This is a genomic window from Paenarthrobacter sp. PPS72 (assembly GCF_048537125.1).
Taxonomy (GTDB): domain Bacteria; phylum Actinomycetota; class Actinomycetes; order Actinomycetales; family Micrococcaceae; genus Arthrobacter; species Arthrobacter nitroguajacolicus_E.
Window position 1 is genome coordinate 1 of the sequence record NZ_JBLYIE010000075.1, and the last position, 18699, is coordinate 18699.

21 protein-coding genes are annotated in these 18699 nt (G+C 61.8%); 11 read left to right on the forward strand and 10 right to left on the reverse strand.

Going from position 1 to position 18699, the window contains the following annotated elements:
- Positions 1-99 precede the first annotated feature (99 nt).
- Entirely contained in the window at positions 100-825 is a 726-nt protein-coding gene (gene fabG, locus ACLRGI_RS22680) for a 3-oxoacyl-ACP reductase FabG (protein WP_419203704.1), read from the reverse strand.
- A gap of 152 nt (positions 826-977) precedes the next feature.
- On the opposite strand from fabG, the gene ACLRGI_RS22685 reads away from it, so the two are divergent.
- Genes ACLRGI_RS22685 through ACLRGI_RS22700 form a run of 4 tightly spaced genes read left to right on the forward strand, consistent with a single transcriptional unit; the run spans position 978 to position 3083 of the window.
- Positions 978-1475: a DUF3099 domain-containing protein gene (locus ACLRGI_RS22685; protein WP_419203705.1), complete on the forward strand. Its 498-nt coding sequence runs from the start codon at positions 978-980 to the stop codon at positions 1473-1475.
- The gene (locus ACLRGI_RS22690; RefSeq protein ID WP_419203706.1) at positions 1472-1747 is read left to right on the forward strand and encodes a hypothetical protein; all 276 of its coding nucleotides are present in this window, start codon (positions 1472-1474) and stop codon (positions 1745-1747) included. Before ACLRGI_RS22685 ends, ACLRGI_RS22690 begins: the two co-directional genes overlap by 4 nt.
- Positions 1748-2614 (forward strand): SURF1 family cytochrome oxidase biogenesis protein, encoded by an 867-nt coding sequence (locus ACLRGI_RS22695; RefSeq protein WP_419203707.1) that lies wholly within the window; start codon positions 1748-1750, stop codon positions 2612-2614.
- Complete coding sequence (locus ACLRGI_RS22700) at positions 2598-3083, forward strand: YbaK/EbsC family protein (RefSeq protein ID WP_419203708.1); 486 nt, start codon at positions 2598-2600, stop codon at positions 3081-3083. Before ACLRGI_RS22695 ends, ACLRGI_RS22700 begins: the two co-directional genes overlap by 17 nt.
- Positions 3084-3105: 22 nt before the next feature.
- Here ACLRGI_RS22700 and ACLRGI_RS22705 read toward each other — a convergent pair whose 3' ends face one another.
- On the reverse strand, positions 3106-4704 hold the full coding sequence (locus ACLRGI_RS22705) for an ABC-F family ATP-binding cassette domain-containing protein (protein ID WP_419203709.1): 1599 nt from the start codon (positions 4702-4704) through the stop codon (positions 3106-3108).
- A gap of 278 nt (positions 4705-4982) precedes the next feature.
- On the opposite strand from ACLRGI_RS22705, the gene ACLRGI_RS22710 reads away from it, so the two are divergent.
- From ACLRGI_RS22710 to ACLRGI_RS22720, 3 genes are read left to right on the forward strand one after another with little or no spacing between them, the layout of a single operon-like run.
- Positions 4983-5612 (forward strand): biotin transporter BioY, encoded by a 630-nt coding sequence (locus tag ACLRGI_RS22710; protein WP_419203710.1) that lies wholly within the window; start codon positions 4983-4985, stop codon positions 5610-5612.
- Between the two features lie 18 nt (positions 5613-5630).
- Complete coding sequence (locus tag ACLRGI_RS22715; protein WP_419203711.1) at positions 5631-6368, forward strand: energy-coupling factor ABC transporter ATP-binding protein; 738 nt, start codon at positions 5631-5633, stop codon at positions 6366-6368.
- Positions 6365-7006, forward strand: coding sequence for an energy-coupling factor transporter transmembrane component T family protein (locus ACLRGI_RS22720; RefSeq protein ID WP_419203712.1), 642 nt, complete (start codon positions 6365-6367; stop codon positions 7004-7006). The genes ACLRGI_RS22715 and ACLRGI_RS22720 overlap by 4 nt, the downstream gene beginning before the upstream one ends.
- A 12-nt stretch (positions 7007-7018) precedes the next feature.
- Here ACLRGI_RS22720 and ACLRGI_RS22725 read toward each other — a convergent pair whose 3' ends face one another.
- The gene (locus ACLRGI_RS22725) at positions 7019-8248 is read right to left on the reverse strand and encodes a thiolase family protein (RefSeq protein ID WP_419203713.1); all 1230 of its coding nucleotides are present in this window, start codon (positions 8246-8248) and stop codon (positions 7019-7021) included.
- Positions 8220-9611: a class I adenylate-forming enzyme family protein gene (locus tag ACLRGI_RS22730; protein WP_419203714.1), complete on the reverse strand. Its 1392-nt coding sequence runs from the start codon at positions 9609-9611 to the stop codon at positions 8220-8222. The genes ACLRGI_RS22725 and ACLRGI_RS22730 overlap by 29 nt, the downstream gene beginning before the upstream one ends.
- Positions 9612-9672: 61 nt before the next feature.
- Between ACLRGI_RS22730 and ypfJ the strand changes: the two genes are divergently transcribed.
- On the forward strand, positions 9673-10575 hold the full coding sequence (ypfJ, locus tag ACLRGI_RS22735) for a KPN_02809 family neutral zinc metallopeptidase (protein WP_419203715.1): 903 nt from the start codon (positions 9673-9675) through the stop codon (positions 10573-10575).
- Between the two features lie 113 nt (positions 10576-10688).
- On the opposite strand, the gene ACLRGI_RS22740 is transcribed toward ypfJ, so the two are convergent.
- Genes ACLRGI_RS22740 through ACLRGI_RS22765 form a run of 6 tightly spaced genes read right to left on the reverse strand, consistent with a single transcriptional unit; the run spans position 10689 to position 15842 of the window.
- Positions 10689-11021 (reverse strand): metal-sulfur cluster assembly factor, encoded by a 333-nt coding sequence (locus tag ACLRGI_RS22740; protein ID WP_018777579.1) that lies wholly within the window; start codon positions 11019-11021, stop codon positions 10689-10691.
- Between the two features lie 13 nt (positions 11022-11034).
- Positions 11035-11820 (reverse strand): Fe-S cluster assembly ATPase SufC, encoded by a 786-nt coding sequence (gene sufC / locus ACLRGI_RS22745; protein WP_011774795.1) that lies wholly within the window; start codon positions 11818-11820, stop codon positions 11035-11037.
- A 43-nt stretch (positions 11821-11863) separates the two neighbouring features.
- Positions 11864-12220, reverse strand: coding sequence for a non-heme iron oxygenase ferredoxin subunit (locus ACLRGI_RS22750; protein ID WP_017200887.1), 357 nt, complete (start codon positions 12218-12220; stop codon positions 11864-11866).
- Positions 12221-12241: 21 nt separating this feature from the next.
- Positions 12242-13555: a Fe-S cluster assembly protein SufD gene (sufD, locus tag ACLRGI_RS22755; RefSeq protein WP_419203716.1), complete on the reverse strand. Its 1314-nt coding sequence runs from the start codon at positions 13553-13555 to the stop codon at positions 12242-12244.
- A 2-nt stretch (positions 13556-13557) separates the two neighbouring features.
- Entirely contained in the window at positions 13558-15021 is a 1464-nt protein-coding gene (gene sufB / locus ACLRGI_RS22760) for a Fe-S cluster assembly protein SufB (protein ID WP_011774792.1), read from the reverse strand.
- On the reverse strand, positions 15021-15842 hold the full coding sequence (locus ACLRGI_RS22765; protein WP_419203717.1) for a helix-turn-helix transcriptional regulator: 822 nt from the start codon (positions 15840-15842) through the stop codon (positions 15021-15023). Before ACLRGI_RS22765 ends, sufB begins: the two co-directional genes overlap by 1 nt.
- Before the next feature lie 109 nt (positions 15843-15951).
- On the opposite strand from ACLRGI_RS22765, the gene ACLRGI_RS22770 reads away from it, so the two are divergent.
- The 3 genes from ACLRGI_RS22770 to ACLRGI_RS22780 are packed head-to-tail and all read left to right on the forward strand — an operon-like array spanning position 15952 to position 18672.
- A complete protein-coding gene (locus tag ACLRGI_RS22770; protein WP_419203718.1) occupies positions 15952-16917 on the forward strand; it encodes an ABC transporter ATP-binding protein in 966 nt (321 codons plus the stop codon).
- On the forward strand, positions 16914-17678 hold the full coding sequence (locus tag ACLRGI_RS22775; RefSeq protein WP_419203719.1) for an ABC transporter permease: 765 nt from the start codon (positions 16914-16916) through the stop codon (positions 17676-17678). The genes ACLRGI_RS22770 and ACLRGI_RS22775 overlap by 4 nt, the downstream gene beginning before the upstream one ends.
- A gap of 49 nt (positions 17679-17727) precedes the next feature.
- Positions 17728-18672: a COX15/CtaA family protein gene (locus tag ACLRGI_RS22780; protein ID WP_419203720.1), complete on the forward strand. Its 945-nt coding sequence runs from the start codon at positions 17728-17730 to the stop codon at positions 18670-18672.
- Positions 18673-18699: the final 27 nt, after the last annotated feature.

Sequence of the window (18699 nt, forward strand, 5' to 3'; positions counted from 1 at the left end):
CCGCAGGCATCTGGCACAACTGGCGCATCAACGCGCCCCGCAAGCGCTCCCTCATCGCCTACGACCACTAAATCCAATAGGACTTAATCATCTAGTTGCCTAGTGGCCCATCCCCAGGCCACCATCAACCGGGATCACGGCACCGGAGATATACGCAGCTTCGTCGCTGGCAACCCAACGCACCACGTCTGCCACTTCCGAAGCTTCCGCGAAGCGTCCAGCCGGAACATTGGCCAAGTAGGACTTCCGGGTATCTTCCGGCAGTTCAGCGGTCATGTCGGTGTTAATGAACCCGGGCGCCACAACGTTTGCAGTAATGCCGCGGCTACCGAGTTCGCGGGTCAGGGAGCGCGCGATGCCCACCATGCCTGCCTTGGAAGCGGAGTAATTGATTTGACCCGGAGCACCATAGAGTCCCGACACCGACGAAATCAGGACAACGCGGCCCTTCCGCAGGCGGATCATGCCCTTCGAAGCCCGCTTGATGACACGGAAGGCGCCGGTCAGGTTGGTGTCAACAACCGAGGTGAAGTCGTCCTCGCTCATCCGCAACAGCAGCGTGTCCTTGGTGATGCCGGCATTGGCTACCAGCACTTCCACTGGTCCGTGCGCCTCTTCGACGATTTTGAACGCTGCGTCTATGGACGTCTCGTCCGTGACATCAGCCTTGACCCCCAGGATGCCCTCAGGCAGTTCTGTTTCACTGCGGTAGGTGACTGCAACCTTGTCACCGTTGGCAAGGAAGGATTCGGCAATGGCGAGGCCGATGCCCCGATTGCCGCCGGTTATGAGGACGCTGCGGCCGGTGGATACTGCTTCAGACATGCTTTCGCTCCAGGTTCCGCGGCACTGGCATGCCGCTGTGAAGAGGGATTTTCCTGTGTCGATACTATCCGCAGCCCGCTGCAACCCGTGGGTTGCGGAAACCAACACGGTTTGGGTGGGTACAGCCTTGGTGAGAGAATTGAGAGAGGCCTTTGGAGCGTGATGATTCAATTGTGACAAGAGAAAACAGTCCCCTGCAGCCAGTGCCCGGGGAACCGGACGCTGTTTCCAGCGACCACGAAGTCCACAGCATCACAGATGCCGCTGCCGCGCACTCCGAGGACATGCGCGATCGCATGATCAAATATGCGGTGGCCATGGGCATCCGCATGGCCTGCATCATCCTGATTTTCGTGGTGGACGGCTGGTTTAAGATCATCGCCATCGCGGGAGCGGTGTTCCTCCCGTGGATCGCCGTGGTCATAGCCAATGGCAACGATAAAGCCGAGGGCCACAGTGAGTCCCTGCTGGATTATGTGGCGGTCCCGGAAATTGAACGTTCCTCCGAACCGGAAAAAGCTCCTGCGGACGCACCGACAGTGCTCCAGGGTGAACTGGTGGATGACGAACAACCAAGTAAACATGCGGGCCCCGCAATGGGCCAGGCAAGCGAGGCCGGGCATGCCGGCGACGAACGGGCGGCTTCATGAATATCTTTAACCTTGGTGCCCCGGGTGCGGGTGGCCAGGACTCCGGTCGCGCCACAGGTCCGGCGTTGTGCTCCCGTAAAGGATGCCGCGCAGACGCCCAGTGGCAACTCCTCTGGAATAATCCGCGGATCCACACTCCGGACCGGCGCAAGGTGTGGCTTTCGTGCGTCGACCACCGGGACTGGTTGGAGGACTACCTTCAGACGCGCGGGCTCTGGAAGGAAACTGTCCCCTTCACGGCCAGTGAAGCAACAGCGAACGGGGCCGGCTGAATGTACCGCTTCCTCTTCTCCAGCAAGTGGCTGGGGTACTTCGTGCTGGCCGTGATCTTCGCCACGGCCTGCGTGTTCCTGGGCCGCTGGCAGATGGACCGGAGGGCAGAGACGCTGGCGGAAATCAATCGTGTGGTGACCAACTACTCAGCCACGCCTGTCCCCTATGCGGACATCAAGGACCAGTTCGACGCCCTTGACCCGGAAAGGGAATGGACGCAGGTGGAGTTGCGTGGCAGCTACGACCTCGATGGCCAGCGGGTTGTGCGTAACCGCCCGCTGAACGGCCAGCCAGGTTACGACGTCGTGGTTCCATTCCGGCTGACCACAGGCGAAGCCGTGGTCATTGACAGGGGTTGGCTGCCGATCGGCAACAATACCCCGGGACGTCCCGACGTCATTCCAGCTCCTCCCACCGGCGAGGTCACGGTGGTGGCGCGGCTCAAACCCGCTGAACCCAAGTTGGATCGTGGCGCTGTGGATGGTCAGCTTGCCTCCATTGATCTCGCCGGTTTCGCCAGCGAACTTCCTTACGCCATCGCCACTGGTGCGTACGGGCAGCTGGCCACTGAAAATCCTGCCGTACAGCCGATGCCCACGCCCTTCCCCAAGCCTGCCACCGAAGAAGGGACGCACCTTTCCTACTCATTACAGTGGTTCGCCTTTGGTGTCCTGATGTTCATCGGGTTCGGATACGCCGCGCGGCAACAGGCCCGGAACGCCGCCATCGACGCTGAAGAGGAAGAGGACGAGCAAATCCTGGCTGCCGGTGGCACGCCCAAGAAGCGCACGCCTGCTCCCCGCAAAAACAAGCGGCCCACGTCCGAAGAAGAGGAAGACGCCATCCTGGATGCACAAGGCTACTGAACTGTTTCATGATCCCGTCCTGAACGTCCGGTCTGCCTTGACGGCCGCTGGTGCTGAGGACACGGTGCGGATTTTCAAGGACAAAGTGCCCACGGCGGCGGCAGCTGCATCGACACTGGGCTGTGATGTAGCGGCGATCACCAACAGCTTGATCTTCGAGCTCGACAACGAACCCCTGCTCATCCTCGCCAGCGGTGCGGCGAAGGTGGACACAATGCTCGTGGCCCAACAGCTGGGTACCGGCAAGATCCGCCGCGCCAACCCTGAATTTGTGCTGATTCACACGGGCCAAGAGGTGGGAGGGGTGGCCCCGGTGGGACATCCCCGGAAAATCCGCACCATCCTGGACGCCTCGCTTCAGGAACACACTGTCCTTTGGGCCGGTGCTGGAGACCACAACTCCATGTTCTCGATCACCTATGAAGAGCTCGCACGCATCACCGCCGCGGAACCTCTGCGGGTCCGCTAGTGCAGACCCTGTAAGCCAGGCCCTACGCCAGCGTGATCAGGTCCAAGTAGTCTTCGTTCCAGTGGTCTTCGACACCGTCAGGAAGCAACACAACACGCTCCGGGTTCAACGCTGACACAGCACCTTCGTCGTGGCTGACCATGACGACGGCGCCACTGTAGTTCTTGAGCGCTCCCAGGATCTCCGCGCGGCTGGCAGGGTCCAGGTTGTTGGTGGGCTCATCGAGTAGCAGCACGTTGGCGCTGGAGGCCACGATTGTGGCCAGGGCCAAGCGGGTCTTCTCACCGCCGGAAAGAACGCCGGCAGGCTTGTCGACGTCGTCGCCCGAGAAAAGGAACGACCCCAGGATGCCGCGGACTTCAGCGTCCTTCATATCCGGAGCTGAAGAGCGCATATTCTCCAGGACCGTGCGTTCGACATCGAGAGTCTCGTGTTCCTGCGCGTAATAGCCCACCTTGAGGCCGTGGCCGGGGATGATGTCGCCGGTATCAGGCTTGTCGACGCCGGCCAGCATGCGCAGGAGGGTGGTCTTGCCGGCTCCGTTGAGGCCAAGGATGACCACCTTGGATCCGCGATCGATTGCCAGGTCAACGTCAGTGAAGATCTCCAACGAACCGTAGGATTTGCTCAAGCCTTCCGCGGTCAGCGGGGTCTTGCCGCAAGGCGAAGGATCCGGGAAACGCAGGGCGGCCACGCGGTCGTTTTCACGCACGGCTTCCAAACCACTCAGGAGCCTCTCAGCTCGCTTGGCCATGTTTTGGGCCGCGACGGCCTTAGTGGCCTTGGCGCGCATCTTGTTGGCTTGGTCGATGAGGACCTGTGCCTTCTTTTCGGCATTGGCCCGTTCACGCTTCCGGGCGCGTTCATCGGTTTCGCGCTGGAGCAAGTAGCGCTTCCAGTCCATGTTGTAGTAATCGATCTGGGCGCGGTTGGCGTCCAACAGGAACACCTTGTTCACCGTTGCTTCGAGGAGGTCCGTGTCGTGACTGATCACGATCAAGCCACCCTGGTGGTTTTTCAGGAAGTCACGTAGCCAGGTGATGGAGTCGGCATCGAGGTGGTTGGTGGGTTCGTCAAGAAGCAGGGTCTCAGCATCGGAGTAGAGGATACGCGCCAGCTCCACACGGCGCCGCTGGCCACCCGAAAGGGTCTTCAAGGGCTGGTTGAGGAGCCTGTCAGGCAGCGCAAGATTGGAGGAGATCGCAGCGGCTTCAGCTTCCGCCGCATAGCCACCACCCGAGAGGAATTCAGCCTCCAGGCGGTCATAGCGGTTCATGGCTTTGCGCTGGACGGCCGCATCCTCGCTGGCCATGTCCTCGTGGGCCTTCTTGAGCTTGCCCACCACCACGTCCAGGCCGCGGGCGGAAAGGATGCGGTCGCGCGCAAGCTGCTCCATGTCCGGGGTCCGCGGGTCCTGAGGAAGGTAGCCGATCTCGCCGCTGCGGGTGACTTTGCCGCCTGCGGGAAGGCCTTCGCCGGCGAGGACCCGGGTGAGGGTGGTTTTGCCGGCACCGTTACGTCCGACGAGGCCGATCTTGTCCCCTTTGTCCACCCTGAAATTGACCTGGTCCATGAGCAGGCGTGCGCCGGCGCGAAGTTCGAGATCCTGGACGGTAATCAATTCGGGTGATGCCTTTCAATGGGGAACGCTCGCGGGGACCGGTGGGCCCGATAAGTGCGGCGGAATGCGGCCGTGAGAACAGCCTGTTCAAGTCTACCGGTACCCCGGCCGCGGGCTGACATCGGGCCACGAGGGGCAAAACTGTGCCAACGGCAAAAGAATTCCCGGCAGGCTTTGTGGAGAGGCTCCAAAATCGAGGTTCCCCTCCCTCCGTACTCTCGACAGGAGGGGAAACAAAAGAACTGTCATCGCTTCGCATCACACCCGATAGGACCGTCATGAGCCATACCGAACCTGCTACCGCTGCCGCTTCCGCTACGCAACGAACCGCCTCCCGCAAACGCTGGACCCCCACTGACCTCGGGCTCATTGCCGTGTTCGCAGCCCTCGTGGCCGCCTCCGCAGTCGTTCCCGGCATACCCGTGGGGGCTCTTGGCGTTCCCATCACCCTGGTGACCTTGACTGTGATGCTCAGCGGGCTGGTGCTGGGAGCCGGTCGCGGTTTCGCCGCCGTCGGGCTCTATGTATTGCTCGGCTTCGCCGGACTGCCCATTTTCAGCGGTGGCCGCAGCGGTTTGGGGATTCTAGCCACGCCCTCCGCCGGATACATCATTGCGTTTCCGCTGGCTGCGGCGGCAACGGGCTACCTTGCAGCGGTGGTCATCCGGAGGACGGCCAAATTCCGTGCACTCTGGCTCTTCGCGGCAACAATGGTCAGCAGCATCGTTGTCATCCATGCGTTGGGTGTCCTGGGCATGATGGTCAATGCCAAGCTGGACTTCACCAAGGCTTTGCTCGCCGATCTTCCGTTCGTCCCTGGCGATATCCTCAAGAACGTGCTGGCCGTGATCATCGCCATGGCCATTCACAAGGCCTTCCCTGACGTCCTGGTCCGCCGGGTCAAGTAAAGCGGGAACAATCAGTAGATGAACTGCATCAGTTTCAAGAATGTCTCGGTGCGCGTCGCGGTTGATGGAAGCGACGTACCCAAGATCCTCTTGCATGACATTTCCCTGGACCTGACCGAAAACCGTATCGGGGTGATCGGCGCGAACGGATCCGGGAAATCAACCCTTCTTCGTCTCCTGAATGGTTTGGTTGAACCCAGCGAAGGCACGGTCACGGTCCATGGCTACGACACTGTGGGCCATGTCCGCCGCGTCCGCGGCAATGTGGGCTTCGTCTTCACCGATCCCTTATCCCAGTTGGTGATGCCCACAGGGCGGGAAGACGTTGAGCTTTCCTTGCGCCGTTCCATCAAGAACGCCAAGGAGCGGGCCGCCCGGGCGGAATCAATCCTGGATCGCTTCGGCCTGTTGCGCCTGGCCGATCAGAGTATCTATGAACTCTCCGGTGGTGAAAGGCAGTTGCTGGCCCTCACCGCAGTCCTTGCCGTCGATCCCGGAGTACTTGTCCTCGACGAACCGTCCACCCTCCTGGACCTTCGGAACCGTGAACTCCTGCGGCGTACCGTCGCCGGGCTGGACCAGCAGGTGATCATGTCCACGCACGATCTCGACCTCGCGCTCGATATGGACCGGGTGTTGGTGGTGGAGTCAGGACGTATCGTCTTCGACGGCGATGCTGCCGACGGGGTCGCCCGTTACCGCGCGCTATGCGCCGCTGCCGTGACCAATGACCACTTGGGTGATGTGTCGAGGTGAGGGGCCATGGCTTCCTGATCGCGAACTATGTTCACGGTAACTCGATCATCCACCGCACTCCCCTGTGGCTGAAATTCCTGGCGGTGGCAGCCAGCGGAACGGCGTCCTTCCTGATTGTGGACTGGGCCGTTTCCCTGCTGATCCTAGCCATCATGTGCGGCCTGTTCATGCTCACAGGAGCCGGGTTTCGCCGCCTCCTGAGGGCCATCTGGACGGTCACGCCCATCCTCATGGTCATCGGTCTCTTCCAATGGTGGCAACTCGGGGCTCCCACTGCGGCGCGCATCGTCCTGAACGTGCTTGTTTGCGTGGTGGCAGCCTCCGTGCTGACAGCAACCACCCCTGTGCAGGACCTATTGGATGGGGTGGTGGCCCTGGCAAAACCGTTCCGACGTTTTGGCGCCGACCCCGAGCGCTTCGCCTTAACCATCGCTGTCATGCTCAGGAGCATTCCCTTTATTGCAGGCGCGTTCTCGGACGTGCGGGACTCAGCGCGGGCACGCGGGCTTGAACGCAACCCCCGCGCGCTGGTTCTCCCCGTCTTCATCACCACTGTGGCCTACGCCCGCCAAACCGGCGACGCCTTGGCAGCCCGGGGGCTGGGCGAACCGGAAAGGGACTGGAACGGAGAGGACTAAAGAACCAAACGTCTAAAGCCTTGAGTACTTCAAGAGCGCCGCGGTTCCCATGCCACCTGCAATGCTGATCATTGCAAGAGCCAGCGCGTTCTCTCCCTGTGTGAAATATCTTCTACGTGCCTGGGCCATCAAGCGCGTGACCAGGACAGCCCCCGAGGCTCCGTAACCGTGACCCAGGGCCAAGGCGCCGCCGTCGAGATTGGCCCGTTCAGGATCTACGCCCAAGTGATCCAGGCATGCGATCGTTTGGGAGGCGAAGGCCTCGTTGAATTCAAACAGATCAACCTCTCCCGCGGCCACGGCATGGTGGTCCAGGAGCCGCTCGGCCGCGTGGGCGGCGCCAATCCCCAGCAGTTCCGGATCTACCCCGACGGTGTCCGACCCCAGGACCAGCAGTCCGTCCGTCACTCCCATGGAGCGGGCCCGCTTGAGTGACGTCACCACGACGGCGGCCGAGGCGTCGGCGTCGAAGCAGGAGTTCGCTGCCGTGACCGTGCCACCCGGCACGAACGCAGCAGGAAAACGGGACATCAGGGACGTCCGCAGCGTAGGCCGTGGGCCGTCGTCGGAATCCACCACCTTGTGATTACTCTTGAGCGGAACAATTTCATCCGCAAAATATCCCGCCCGCCCGGCGTCAACCGCGCGGTGATGGCTCCGGAGCGCATACTCGTCCTGTCGCTCACGGGACACGCCGAACTTGCGGGCAACGTTCTCCGCAGCAACCCCCATGTCGGGGTCGCTGAATTGTGGCGGGACAAAGATGGCCCTCGAATAGAAGTCGAGTTCGCCGTCGTCGGTTCTGTTGGCCCGGGCCGGTGCGGTACTGATGCTCTCGACGCCGCCGGCAAGATAAAGCGGGTCACCGCCAGCGGCCACCAACCGTGACGCCAGCGTGATGGCATCAAGGCCTGAGCCGCACTGCCGGTCAACGGTAAGGCCGGGCACTGTGATGGGCATACCGGCCTGCAGCGCGGCAAACCTGGCCACATTCCCGCCGCCGCCCACGGCATTTCCGATGATCACATCGTCTACGTCAGAAGGATCCGCACCAGATAGGTCCAGGAGGGAAACCAGGACGGGTGCCAGGAGGTCGGGCGCGCGGAGGCCCTTCAGCTGCCCATTGGAACGGCAAATCGGAGACCGGAGCGCGGCGATGACGACCGGTTGCCGCGATTCGCCTGACCCTACGCCGCTCCCCAAAGGGCTGCCGCTACCCAAGTGGCTGGGCCCGGGGGTCATGATTCTTGATCCAATCCAAGAGGACTTTCCTGCTGACTTTGCCACGGTCGGTCATAGGTAACTCCGCCAACAGGAAATACTGCAACGGCCATTTGTCCCGTGCCAACAGACCATCCAGCCCCATACGGAGCTGGGTGGCAGTGACGGCACCGTAGGCAGGCACGACGCCGGCAATCACCTTTTGGCCGCGGATGTCGTCGGGCGCTCCGGCCGCAACCGCAACGTCCACGCCGGGGATGGATGCCACGGCAAGCTCAACCTCGTGCGGGTAGACGTTCTTTCCCGAGGTGATGATCATGTCCGAGCGGCGGCCAAGAATGTGGAGGGTGCCGTTGTCCAGGAAGCCCTGATCTCCTACGGTGTACCACCCATCAAGGCACCGGAGGGCCTGTCCATCGTCTCCCCAAAGGTAGCCGTTGCTGACCATGCCGCTGCGAACGCTGATGTTTCCGTGTTGGCCGTCAGGGAGGGGCTTGCCGGCATCATCGAGGATGTTCAGTTCAACACCGGGAAAAGGCAAGCCGATGCCCGTGCCACCGGCGTCAAGTGGTTCGCCGGCGGCCAGTCGGGTGCCGGAAACAAAGCTCAGCTCGGAGGCGCCGTAGTACTCGAAGATCGCCGCGCGGGGCGCCCAGCGTCGGGCCGCCTCCAAGGTCCGGGCGTCCAACTTTGAACCGGCACAGATGATGCTGCGGATGCCGGAAGCATCAACGTCACCTGCCAGTCCCCGCTCGCTCAGTAAGCGCAGTGCGGTGGGCGCCAGGACCAAGCGGGTAATGCCATCGTGACTGACGGCGGCGTGGGCGTCACCGACGTCGAATGATTCAAGTGTGTGAAATGCAGCTCCGGCGTACAGGCACTCCGAGAGGGCATACAGGTTCAGGCTGGCAGACAGGGGGCCGGGTGCAAGGGTCCGATCATCCTGAGATAGGCCAAAAAACTCGATGGACGCTTCGAAGGAAACCTGCCAGGAACGGCGGGATCTGGTGAATGCCTTAGGGACAGAGGTCGTGCCGGACGTGAGGCCGATCAGGAAAGTGCTTGAAGGGCGGCCGTCCTCCAGTTCGGCCTTGACCGTTCTGATGGTTGCACCGACGCGCGAGGTGACATCTTCGATCATAGGGATGGGCCACTCGGGGTCCAGCACCGCACAGCGCCGGTCCCCCGCCACTGCAGCCGTGTAGCGCTCCACGAATCGAACGGAGTTGGGCTCGGCAAGAACGGTGGTGGCAGTCGCATCACCGAGCAGACCGGCTGCGGCGTTGCGGAGTCCCGCCCAGGTGAGCCGGCTGCTGCCCACAACGACGGCGGTGTCGTAGGGGCGCTCTTCGGCCCAGAGCTGAAGTTTGTCCAGGAAAGGCATCCCACCAATTTTACGGCAGTGTCCCGCCCCAGGCACCAATAGTGACGTCTATTCTGGCTGTATGAGTTTCAACGATGGCGCACAACTTGACCCCTCGCAAGTGGAAGACCGACGCGGCGGCGGCATGGGCCGCGGCACCAAGATCGGAGGCGGCATCGGCGGCGGGATAGTTGTGCTGCTACTTGCACTCTTCGGCATCAATCCCAACATCCTCGGGGACCTGACAGGCAGCGGAAGCCAGCCACCCGCCGTCGAAAGTGGCGGCGGGGCCGGAGGTGTACAGGAATGCCAAACCGGGGCAGACGCGGACAAGCGCCTGGACTGCCGGATCACGGGAACAGTCAACAGCCTCAATGCCTTCTGGCCCGGCTACCTGGCGGATTACAACGTGGAGTATCCCCGACCCAAGACTGTTATTTTCAGCCAAGCCACGAACACGGGTTGCGGCGCAGCCACCAGCGCGGTGGGACCGTTCTACTGCCCTGCGGACACCACAGCCTACTTTGACCCCGGCTTCTTCGATGACCTGGTGACCCGCTTTGGCTCCTCCGGAGGCCCGCTGGCGCAAGAGTACGTCGTAGCCCACGAATTCGGACACCATGTCCAAAACATCCTCGGCAACCTGGACCAAGCACAACAGGACCCGCAAGGGCCGCAATCAGGCGCCGTCCGGGTGGAACTGCAGGCTGATTGCTATGCGGGCCTCTGGGTACGGCACGCAACGACGCAAACGGATGCCAGCGGCAAACCCTTCCTCGATCCCTTGACCCAACAGGACCTGCAGGATGCTCTCTCGGCCGCCTCGGCGGTCGGTGATGACCGTATCCAGGAAGCCGCGACCGGGCGCGTCTCTCCGGAGACATGGACCCACGGGTCCAGCGAGCAGCGGCAGAAGTGGTTCTACCAGGGCTACACCACGGGCGACATCAACAAATGCGACACGTTTGGTGTGGCAGCACCCTAGGACAGGCGACCCGTCTGTTCACCACTGTTGATGACTCAAAAAGAGGAAGGGTTCCAGGCTGCAAGCCCGGAACCCTTCCTTTTTTGCCCGCCGAAGCGAGCGGAGACTGCTGGTCAGATGTTGAAGCCGAGGGCCCGCATCTGGTCCTTGCCGTCATCGGTGATCCGCTCAGGACCCCAAGGCGGCATCCATACCCAGTTAAGGCGCCAATCATCAACCACGCCGTCGAGGGACTTGCCCACCTGCTCTTCAAGCACGTCCGTCAGCGGGCATGCCGCCGTGGTCAGTGTCATGTCGATCAGGAGCGCGCCATCTTCGTCGGAGTACTTGAGTCCGTACAGGAGGCCAAGGTCCACCACGTTGACTCCGAGTTCGGGGTCAATGACGTCCTTGAGCGCTTCCTCGACGTCCTCGAGGCTGGTGCGCGCCGCGTTGATTTCGGTCATGGAACGATCCTAACTAGGCCTGCACGGCAGGAGCAACGGCAACGCCGGCACCTGGAGCGTAGCGGTCGTAGCCTTCTTCTTCGAGGCGGTCGGCGAGCTCGGGGCCGCCCTCTTCAACAACCTTGCCGTCAACGAAGACGTGCACGAAGTCCGGCTTGATGTAGCGCAGGATCCGGGTGTAGTGGGTGATGAGCAGCGTGCCCATGTTGCCCTCTTCATGTGCCCGGTTGACGCCCTCGGAAACAACTTTCAGGGCGTCGACGTCCAAGCCGGAGTCGGTCTCGTCGAGGATGGCGAACTTCGGCTTGAAGAGTTCCAGCTGAAGGATCTCAACACGCTTCTTCTCGCCGCCGGAGAAGCCTTCGTTGACGTTGCGCTGTGCAAAATCGGCGTCAATGCGAAGCTGCTGCATGGCAGCCTTGACGTCCTTGGTCCACGTACGGAGGGCAGGTGCCTCGCCGTCGATCGCGGTCTTGGCGGTGCGCAGGAAGTTGGTCATGGTGACGCCGGGAACCTCTACCGGGTACTGCATGGCCAGGAAGACGCCTGCACGGGCGCGCTCGTCGACGCTCATTTCCAGGACGTCTTCGCCGTCCAAGGTGATGGTGCCGCTGGTGACGTTGTAGCGCGGGTGTCCGGCAATGGTGGAAGCAAGGGTGGACTTGCCCGAGCCGTTGGGGCCCATGATGGCGTGCGTTTCACCGGTCTTGATGGTGAGGCTGACGCCCTTCAGGATCTCCTTGGTGCCCTGCTCCGTCTCGATGCTGACGTGCAGGTCCTTGATTTCAAGAGTTGACATGCTCTTCTTTCTTTCCGTTCGTAAGTCTGGCGGTACTTGGCGTTCAGTAGTGATCTACCGAGGCGCCGTTCACAACATTGGTCACGTCCACGTAGACGTCGTCTCCATCGATGGTGACGGCGAAAACAGGAACCGGGTCATAAGCAGGAAGCTGGAGCGGCTGTCCGCTGCGGAGGTCGAACTGGGAACCATGTCCCCAGCACTCGATCGCGCAACCTTCAACCTCACCCTCGGACAACGAGATGTCCGCGTGCGAGCAGGTATCGGCGATCGCGTGGATGTCGCCCATGGAATCCTTCACGATGGCTACGGGATAGTCATCGATCAGGACGCGCAGCGCTTGCTTGACCTGGATGTCATTGGCGTTGCATACCAGTTCGCCCTTGGTTTCTTCACTCATTGTTGCTCTGCCTGGCCTGTCTTAGTTGTCGGTCGCGGCGAGTTCGCGCTCAACGGCTGCGGTCAGGCGCTCTTCGATCGCCGGGACCTTGATCTGCTGGATGATCTCGTTGAGGAAGCCCCGGACCACCAGACGGCGGGCAACCTTTTCGGGGATGCCGCGTGCCATGAGGTAGAACAAGTGCTCGTCATCGAAACGTCCGGTGGCGCTGGCATGGCCTGCGCCCTCGATCAAACCGGTCTCGATTTCGAGGTTGGGAACGGAATCCGCCCGGGCACCGTCGGTGAGCACCAGGTTGCGGTTGGCCTCGTAGGTATCGGTGCCTTCTGCTTCCTTGCGGATCAAGACGTCGCCAACCCACACGCTGTGTGCGTTGCGGCCCTGGAGGGCACCCTTGTAGAGGACGCGCGACTTGCAGTTGGCCACGGCGTGGTCAACGAAGAGTCGCTGCTCCAAGTGCTGGCCGGCGTCGGCGAAGTACAGGCCAAACATCTCGACGTCGGCACCGGGTGCGGTGAAGCGCGTGGACGGCGTGACGCGAACCAGGTCACCGCCAAGGCTGACCACGATGTGCTTGAACTTGGCATCGCGGCCGATCTTTGCCTGCTGCGATGACGCGTGGACGGCAGTGTCTGCCCATTCCTGCAAGGACACAACGGTCAGCTCAGCACCGTCTTCAACGATGATCTCCACGTTCTCGGAGACAACGGCGGAACCCTGGTGGTCCAGAACCACGACGGACTTTGAGAAGCGCTCCGCCACGATCACGATGTGCTGGGCGGAAGGTGCTTCACCGGCGCCGGTGATCAGGACGGAAACTTCACCCTCGGCCTGGAGTTCTGCAGGCACGGTGATAACCGTAGCCTCGGCGAAGTTCTCCCAGGCGTTGGCGGACACGAGGTCCTCCGGGATGGCTGCCTGGCCGATGCGCTGGTCGTCGCGGCCGACAGTTTCAACCACGACGCCGGCCGGTGCGGTAACGCTGACAGCCGGAGCTGCGCCGTTGAGGACTTCGGTGTGAAGGCCGCGCAGTCGCTTCAGCGGGGTGAAGCGCCAGTCTTCCTCAAGGCCGTTCAGCGGCTTGAAGTCGGCCAGTTTGTACGAGGTAAGACGGCCGGCGCGTGAGCTGTCGGGGATACCGACGCCGCCACCGTGGGAGTGGCTCTTGGCCGAAGCGCCGGCGAGGGGACCCGCGGAAGGCTGCTCCGACGTCGTGCTCGTGTTCGTTCCGGTGTTGACGGGCGAAAGGTTTTCGCCTTCCTCGGTGAAACCGTTGATAAACGGCTGGGCCGAGGGCGCGCCGATGCGCGCCTTTTCAGTAGTGATATCAGTCATTGTTAACCGACGGACCCTTCCATCTGCAGTTCAATCAGGCGGTTCAGCTCGAGAGCGTATTCCATGGGCAATTCGCGGGCGATCGGCTCGATGAAGCCGCGCACGATCATGGCCATGGCCTCGTCCTCGGGCATGCCGCGGGACATCAGATAGAAGAGCTGCTCTTCGCTGACGCGCGAAACGGTGGCTTCGTGGCCCATGACGACGTCATCCTCACGGATGTCGATGTACGGGTAGGTGTCCGAACGGGAGATGGTATCCACCAGGAGCGCATCGCAACGGACCGTGTTGGCCGAATGCTTTGCCCCTTCGCGGACCTGGACCAGGCCACGGTAGGCAGCGCGCCCGCCGCCGCGAGCCACCGACTTGGAAATGATGGAGCTCTTGGTGTTCGGTGCGATGTGCACCATCTTGGACCCGGTGTCCTGGTGCTGGCCCTCGCCGGCGAAAGCGATGGACAGCGTTTCGCCCTTGGCGTGCTCGCCAACGAGGTAGACGGCCGGGTACTTCATGGTCACCTTGGAACCGATGTTGCCGTCGATCCACTCCATGGTTGCGCCTTCTTCGCAGATGGCGCGCTTGGTAACGAGGTTGTACACGTTCGTGGACCAGTTCTGGATGGTCGTGTAGCGGACGCGGGCGCCCTTCTTCACGATGATCTCCACGACGGCCGAGTGCAGTGAATCCGAAGTGTAGATCGGAGCCGTGCAGCCTTCGATGTAGTGAACGTAGGAGTCCTCATCGGCAATGATCAGCGTGCGCTCGAACTGGCCCATGTTCTCGGTGTTGATACGGAAGTACGCCTGGAGCGGGATGTCCACGTGCACGCCCTTGGGCACGTACACGAACGATCCGCCGGACCATACGGCTGTGTTCAGCGATGCGAACTTGTTGTCACCCACAGGGATGATGGTGCCGAAGTATTCCTGGAAGATCTCCGGGTGTTCCCGCAGCGCGGTGTCAGTGTCCAGGAAGATGACGCCCTGGGCTTCCAGGTCCTCACGGATCTGGTGGTAGACAACCTCGGACTCGTACTGGGCTGCGACGCCCGATACCAGGCGGCTGCGCTCAGCTTCGGGGATGCCCAACTTTTCGTACGTGTTCCGGATGTCTTCCGGAAGGTCTTCCCACGTTGCCGCCTGCTTCTCGGTGGAGCGTACGAAGTACTTGATGTTGTCGAAGTCGATGCCGGAGAGGTCTGCACCCCAAGTGGGCATAGGCTTGCGGTCGAAGTACTTAAGGCCCTTGAGCCGCAGATCGAGCATCCATTCGGGCTCGTTCTTCTTCGAGGAGATGTCGCGGACGACCTCCTCGTTGAGGCCACGACGGGCGTTGGCGCCTACGTCGTTCTTGTCGGCCCAGCCGTACTCGTAGTTTCCGATACCGTGCAGTTCGGGATTCTTCTCCAGAATCTCCGAGATCACAGTGCCGTCAGCTACCGCTTTCTCTGCTATTTGGTCCGTCATCACGGCCTTTCTTGCTGGTTGTTTGATTCCTGGTACGGGTTCCCGGACTGCTCTGCGACATCTGGGGATGCCGTGGCAGCCGGGCGCCCGGTAGGTATGTGGGTGGTGCAGACGTGGCCGCCCTGCGCGAGCGTGGAGAGGCGCCGGACATCGACGCCCACCAAACGCGAAAAGACCTTGGTCTCTGTGTCGCAAAACACTGGAAACTCTGCTGCCAGTCGCTGGATCGGGCAGTGACCTTGGCAAAGCTGGACGCTCGACAACGCAGCGGGTAAAGGGGCCTTGGCTTCTATGGAGTGGGCTGAGGCCACAAAGCCATCACGGCTGAGGGCCTTCGAGAGTGCCATGGTGCGGGCCGTGATGTCATCACCGGCGGCGTCCACCTCCGGGGCGTAGCGGCGTTCCATGTCCGAGAAGCGTTCTTCTGCGTACTCCCTGACAGCGTCCTCGCCGGCAAGTTCCTGAAGGCGCCTAAGAGCAGAGCTGGCAATATTCAGGTAATCGTCGCCGAGCTTGGACTGACCTTGCGAACTGAGGACATAACGACGTGCCGGGCGGCCAGCGCCGGAACCGGCCTTGGCCACACGCTTGACCTCGATGACGCCGCTGCGTTCCAGGTGGTCCAGGTGACGCCGGACAGCGGCCGGTGTAAATCCGAGGAGGTCGCCTAGTTCTGCGGCGCTTACCGGACCGTTTTCCAGCACTGCACTCAGGACCCGGTCCCGAGTGCGGTCATCCGCGTCCGGCAGCGCAGGCGAGGCAACGCATGCCTCTGCCGCTGTAGCATGCCGTGTTGAAGGCATGGAAGTTGGACTGCTCATGGAATACACAACACAATCATGTCGTAATTTGTTTCATGCATCCAGTAAGGCAAGACTGACCTGAGCCAGCCGCCAAGTGTGACCGTACTACTTCCCGTAGAATACTCTGGTGCGATCCCCCGATTCCCCTGTCCTCACCATAGACGGACTCATTAAGGATGTAGGCCCCCTGGCCTCCCTTGACGGCAAAATGCTCAGGGTGGTCAGTGGACTGTCCCTTGTGGCCGAACGAGGCCAAGTGACCGCTTTGTTGGGCGCGAACGGAGCGGGCAAAACCACCACGCTGGAGTGCGCCCAAGGCCTGCAGAAGCGAACGGGCGGAAGCATTTCCCTGCTTGGCGCGGACCCGGATACGGCAGGTGCCGATTTGAGGTCCCGCGTAGGTGTGATGCTCCAGGACGGCGGCCTTCCGCCGTCGGCCCGTCCCATCCCCCTGTTGCGGCACGTTGCCGGCATGTACCAAAAGCCCATGAACGTTGATGCCCTTGTGGAACGGTTGGGAATCGACCACTTCAGCAGGACCAGCGTCCGCCGCCTTTCCGGTGGCCAAAAGCAGCGGCTGGCATTGGCGGCAGCACTGGTGGGCAATCCGGAAATCCTGTTTCTGGACGAACCCAGTGCCGGGCTGGATCCCCAGTCACGGCAAATGGTTTTCGAGCTCATTGCCGAGCTCAGGGACGCCGGGATGGGCATCCTGCTGACAACCCACCTGATGGATGACGCGGAGCGCCTGGCGGATTACGTCTATATTATCGACGGCGGCCACAACGTTGTTGAGGGAACGGTCGCCGAACTGCTGCGGCACGATCACGCGGCAGATTCTGCCATCACGGATCGGACACTTTACTTTGACGCTCCGGGCGGATTGAACCTGAACGGTGCTGTCCGGGGGGACCTCCAGATAACGGAGACCCGCTCCGGAAGTTATTCCGTCACCGGCGCGATTACGCCGAAGGACCTTGCATCACTCACGGCGTGGTGGGCTGAACGTAACATCATGCCTGCCTCGCTGCGGCTGGAAGCACGTAGCCTGGAAGACGTGTTCCTGGACATTTCCGGAAGGGACCTTCGATGAGCAAGCTTCTCTCCCCCAACGCCGGGCCGGCATCCCTGCCGCGGCGGATTGTGCAGCAGGGCCGCTACGAGACCATCACCATGCTGCGCAATGGTGAGCAACTCATCCTCGCCGTGGTATTGCCATTGATGGCACTGGTGGGCCTGGTCGTTACTCCACTGCTGGACGGTCTCGGTGGATCCCGCGTCGACGTCGCCACACCAGGGATTCTTGCGCTATGTGCCATGTCCACGGCCTTCACAGGTCAGGGCATCGCTACCGGATTTGATCGCCGGTACGGGGTTCTCCGCTTCCTTTCCACTACTCCCCTTGGCCGGGGCGGACTCATCGCGGGCAAGATCCTCGCCGTGCTGGTTGTCCTGTTTCTTCAGGTAATGGTGGTCGGCGCAGTTGCGGGCCTGCTGGGGTGGCAACCGAGGTTGGAGGCATGGCTTCCCGGGCTCGGACTGTTGGTTCTCGGCGCTGCCGCCTTCACTGCCTTGGGCTTGCTGGTGGCCGGTACTGTGCGCCCGGAAGCTACCTTGGCGATCACCAATCTGCTGTGGATCCTCCTCGGGGCCTTGGGCGGAATTGTGGTGCCGGCCGATCGATTGCCATCCTTGCTGCAAGGCATCGTCCATTTCCTTCCCTCCGGGGCCTTGGGCCAAGCACTCAGGGATGCCTTCCTGTTAGGCAGTGTTCCTTTCCCCGCCGTTCTGGTCCTCCTGCTGTGGACCGTTCTGGCCGGCAGTGCGGCCATCCGATGGTTCAAGTGGAACTAAACCAATCCAGGCACCAACCACCAACGCAGAACTGAGAAGTGAGAAAACTGTGAGCACGGCATCGCGCCTACCGAAAACCGTCCAGCGATTGACGTCCAAGCTGCCCACCGAGGTCAACAAGACCGTACGCCGCTTGGCATTGTTCTCACTCATTGGGCAGACAGTCCTGGTGGTGACAGGTGGCGCCGTGCGACTTACCGCTTCCGGCCTGGGTTGCCCAACGTGGCCGCGCTGCACCAACGACTCGTTGGTCAACACGCCGGAAATGGGCATCCATGGGTTCATCGAATTCGGTAACCGCCTGCTGACCTTTGCCCTCGCCGCTGTTGCCGCCATGATGTTGGTGTACTTGTGGAACCTTCGCAAGGAACGCCGCGACCTCTTCCTCCTCGCCCTGGGTCTGCTTGCCAGCATCCCGGCCCAGGCAATCATCGGTGGAATCACCGTCCTGTCCGGCCTCAACCCCTGGGTTGTAGGCCTGCACTTCCTTGTTTCCATGGCCCTGGTGGTCTTTGCAACGCTGCTGGTCAACCGGGCTTACGGGCGGACCGGCCGATTCATGAACCGGACCCTTCCGTCCCTTCCGCCGGTCGCCCGCCCTTTGATGCTCGCTGTGGCAGTTTCCTCGGCACTCTCCGTGATGCTGGGCGTCGTTGTTACGGGAGCCGGGCCACATGCCGGAGATGCAGATGCGCCGCGCAACGATCTCGACTGGGATCTCTTCTCGCACATCCACGCTGTCCCTGCTTACCTCATCACCGCCGGAACGTTGCTCGCGGTGTTCTTGGTGGTGCGCTACAAGATTGGCGGACCGTTCCGCACGGCGGCGTACCTTTTGTTGGGTGTAACCCTGCTTCAGGCTGTCATCGGCTTTACCCAGTACTACAACGGCATCCCGGCTCTGTTGGTTGGTGCACACATGTTCGGTGCAGCAGTGCTGATGAGCGCGGCTACCAACGCGGCCGACCTTGCAAAGCACAGCCCGATCCGTTAGCAGGTCCCTAGATGAGTAAGTCCTATT

Bases quoted from the DNA above. Each gene is read 5' to 3' on its own strand.
- sufD (WP_419203716.1), bottom strand. From the start codon at position 13,555: ATGACTGATATCACTACTGAAAAGGCGCGCATCGGCGCGCCCTCGGCC.
- ACLRGI_RS22730 (WP_419203714.1), bottom strand. From the start codon at position 9,611: ATGCCTTTCCTGGACAAACTTCAGCTCTGGGCCGAAGAGCGCCCCTAC.
- ACLRGI_RS22690 (WP_419203706.1), top strand. From the start codon at position 1,472: ATGAATATCTTTAACCTTGGTGCCCCGGGTGCGGGTGGCCAGGACTCC.
- ACLRGI_RS22765 (WP_419203717.1), bottom strand. From the start codon at position 15,842: ATGAGCAGTCCAACTTCCATGCCTTCAACACGGCATGCTACAGCGGCA.
- ACLRGI_RS22750 (WP_017200887.1), bottom strand. From the start codon at position 12,220: ATGAGTGAAGAAACCAAGGGCGAACTGGTATGCAACGCCAATGACATC.
- fabG (WP_419203704.1), bottom strand. From the start codon at position 825: ATGTCTGAAGCAGTATCCACCGGCCGCAGCGTCCTCATAACCGGCGGC.
- ACLRGI_RS22700 (WP_419203708.1), top strand. From the start codon at position 2,598: ATGCACAAGGCTACTGAACTGTTTCATGATCCCGTCCTGAACGTCCGG.
- ypfJ (WP_419203715.1), top strand. From the start codon at position 9,673: ATGAGTTTCAACGATGGCGCACAACTTGACCCCTCGCAAGTGGAAGAC.
- ACLRGI_RS22740 (WP_018777579.1), bottom strand. From the start codon at position 11,021: ATGACCGAAATCAACGCGGCGCGCACCAGCCTCGAGGACGTCGAGGAA.
- sufB (WP_011774792.1), bottom strand. From the start codon at position 15,021: ATGACGGACCAAATAGCAGAGAAAGCGGTAGCTGACGGCACTGTGATC.
- ACLRGI_RS22775 (WP_419203719.1), top strand. From the start codon at position 16,914: ATGAGCAAGCTTCTCTCCCCCAACGCCGGGCCGGCATCCCTGCCGCGG.
- ACLRGI_RS22710 (WP_419203710.1), top strand. From the start codon at position 4,983: ATGAGCCATACCGAACCTGCTACCGCTGCCGCTTCCGCTACGCAACGA.
- ACLRGI_RS22715 (WP_419203711.1), top strand. From the start codon at position 5,631: ATGAACTGCATCAGTTTCAAGAATGTCTCGGTGCGCGTCGCGGTTGAT.
- sufC (WP_011774795.1), bottom strand. From the start codon at position 11,820: ATGTCAACTCTTGAAATCAAGGACCTGCACGTCAGCATCGAGACGGAG.
- ACLRGI_RS22695 (WP_419203707.1), top strand. From the start codon at position 1,748: ATGTACCGCTTCCTCTTCTCCAGCAAGTGGCTGGGGTACTTCGTGCTG.
- ACLRGI_RS22725 (WP_419203713.1), bottom strand. From the start codon at position 8,248: ATGACCCCCGGGCCCAGCCACTTGGGTAGCGGCAGCCCTTTGGGGAGC.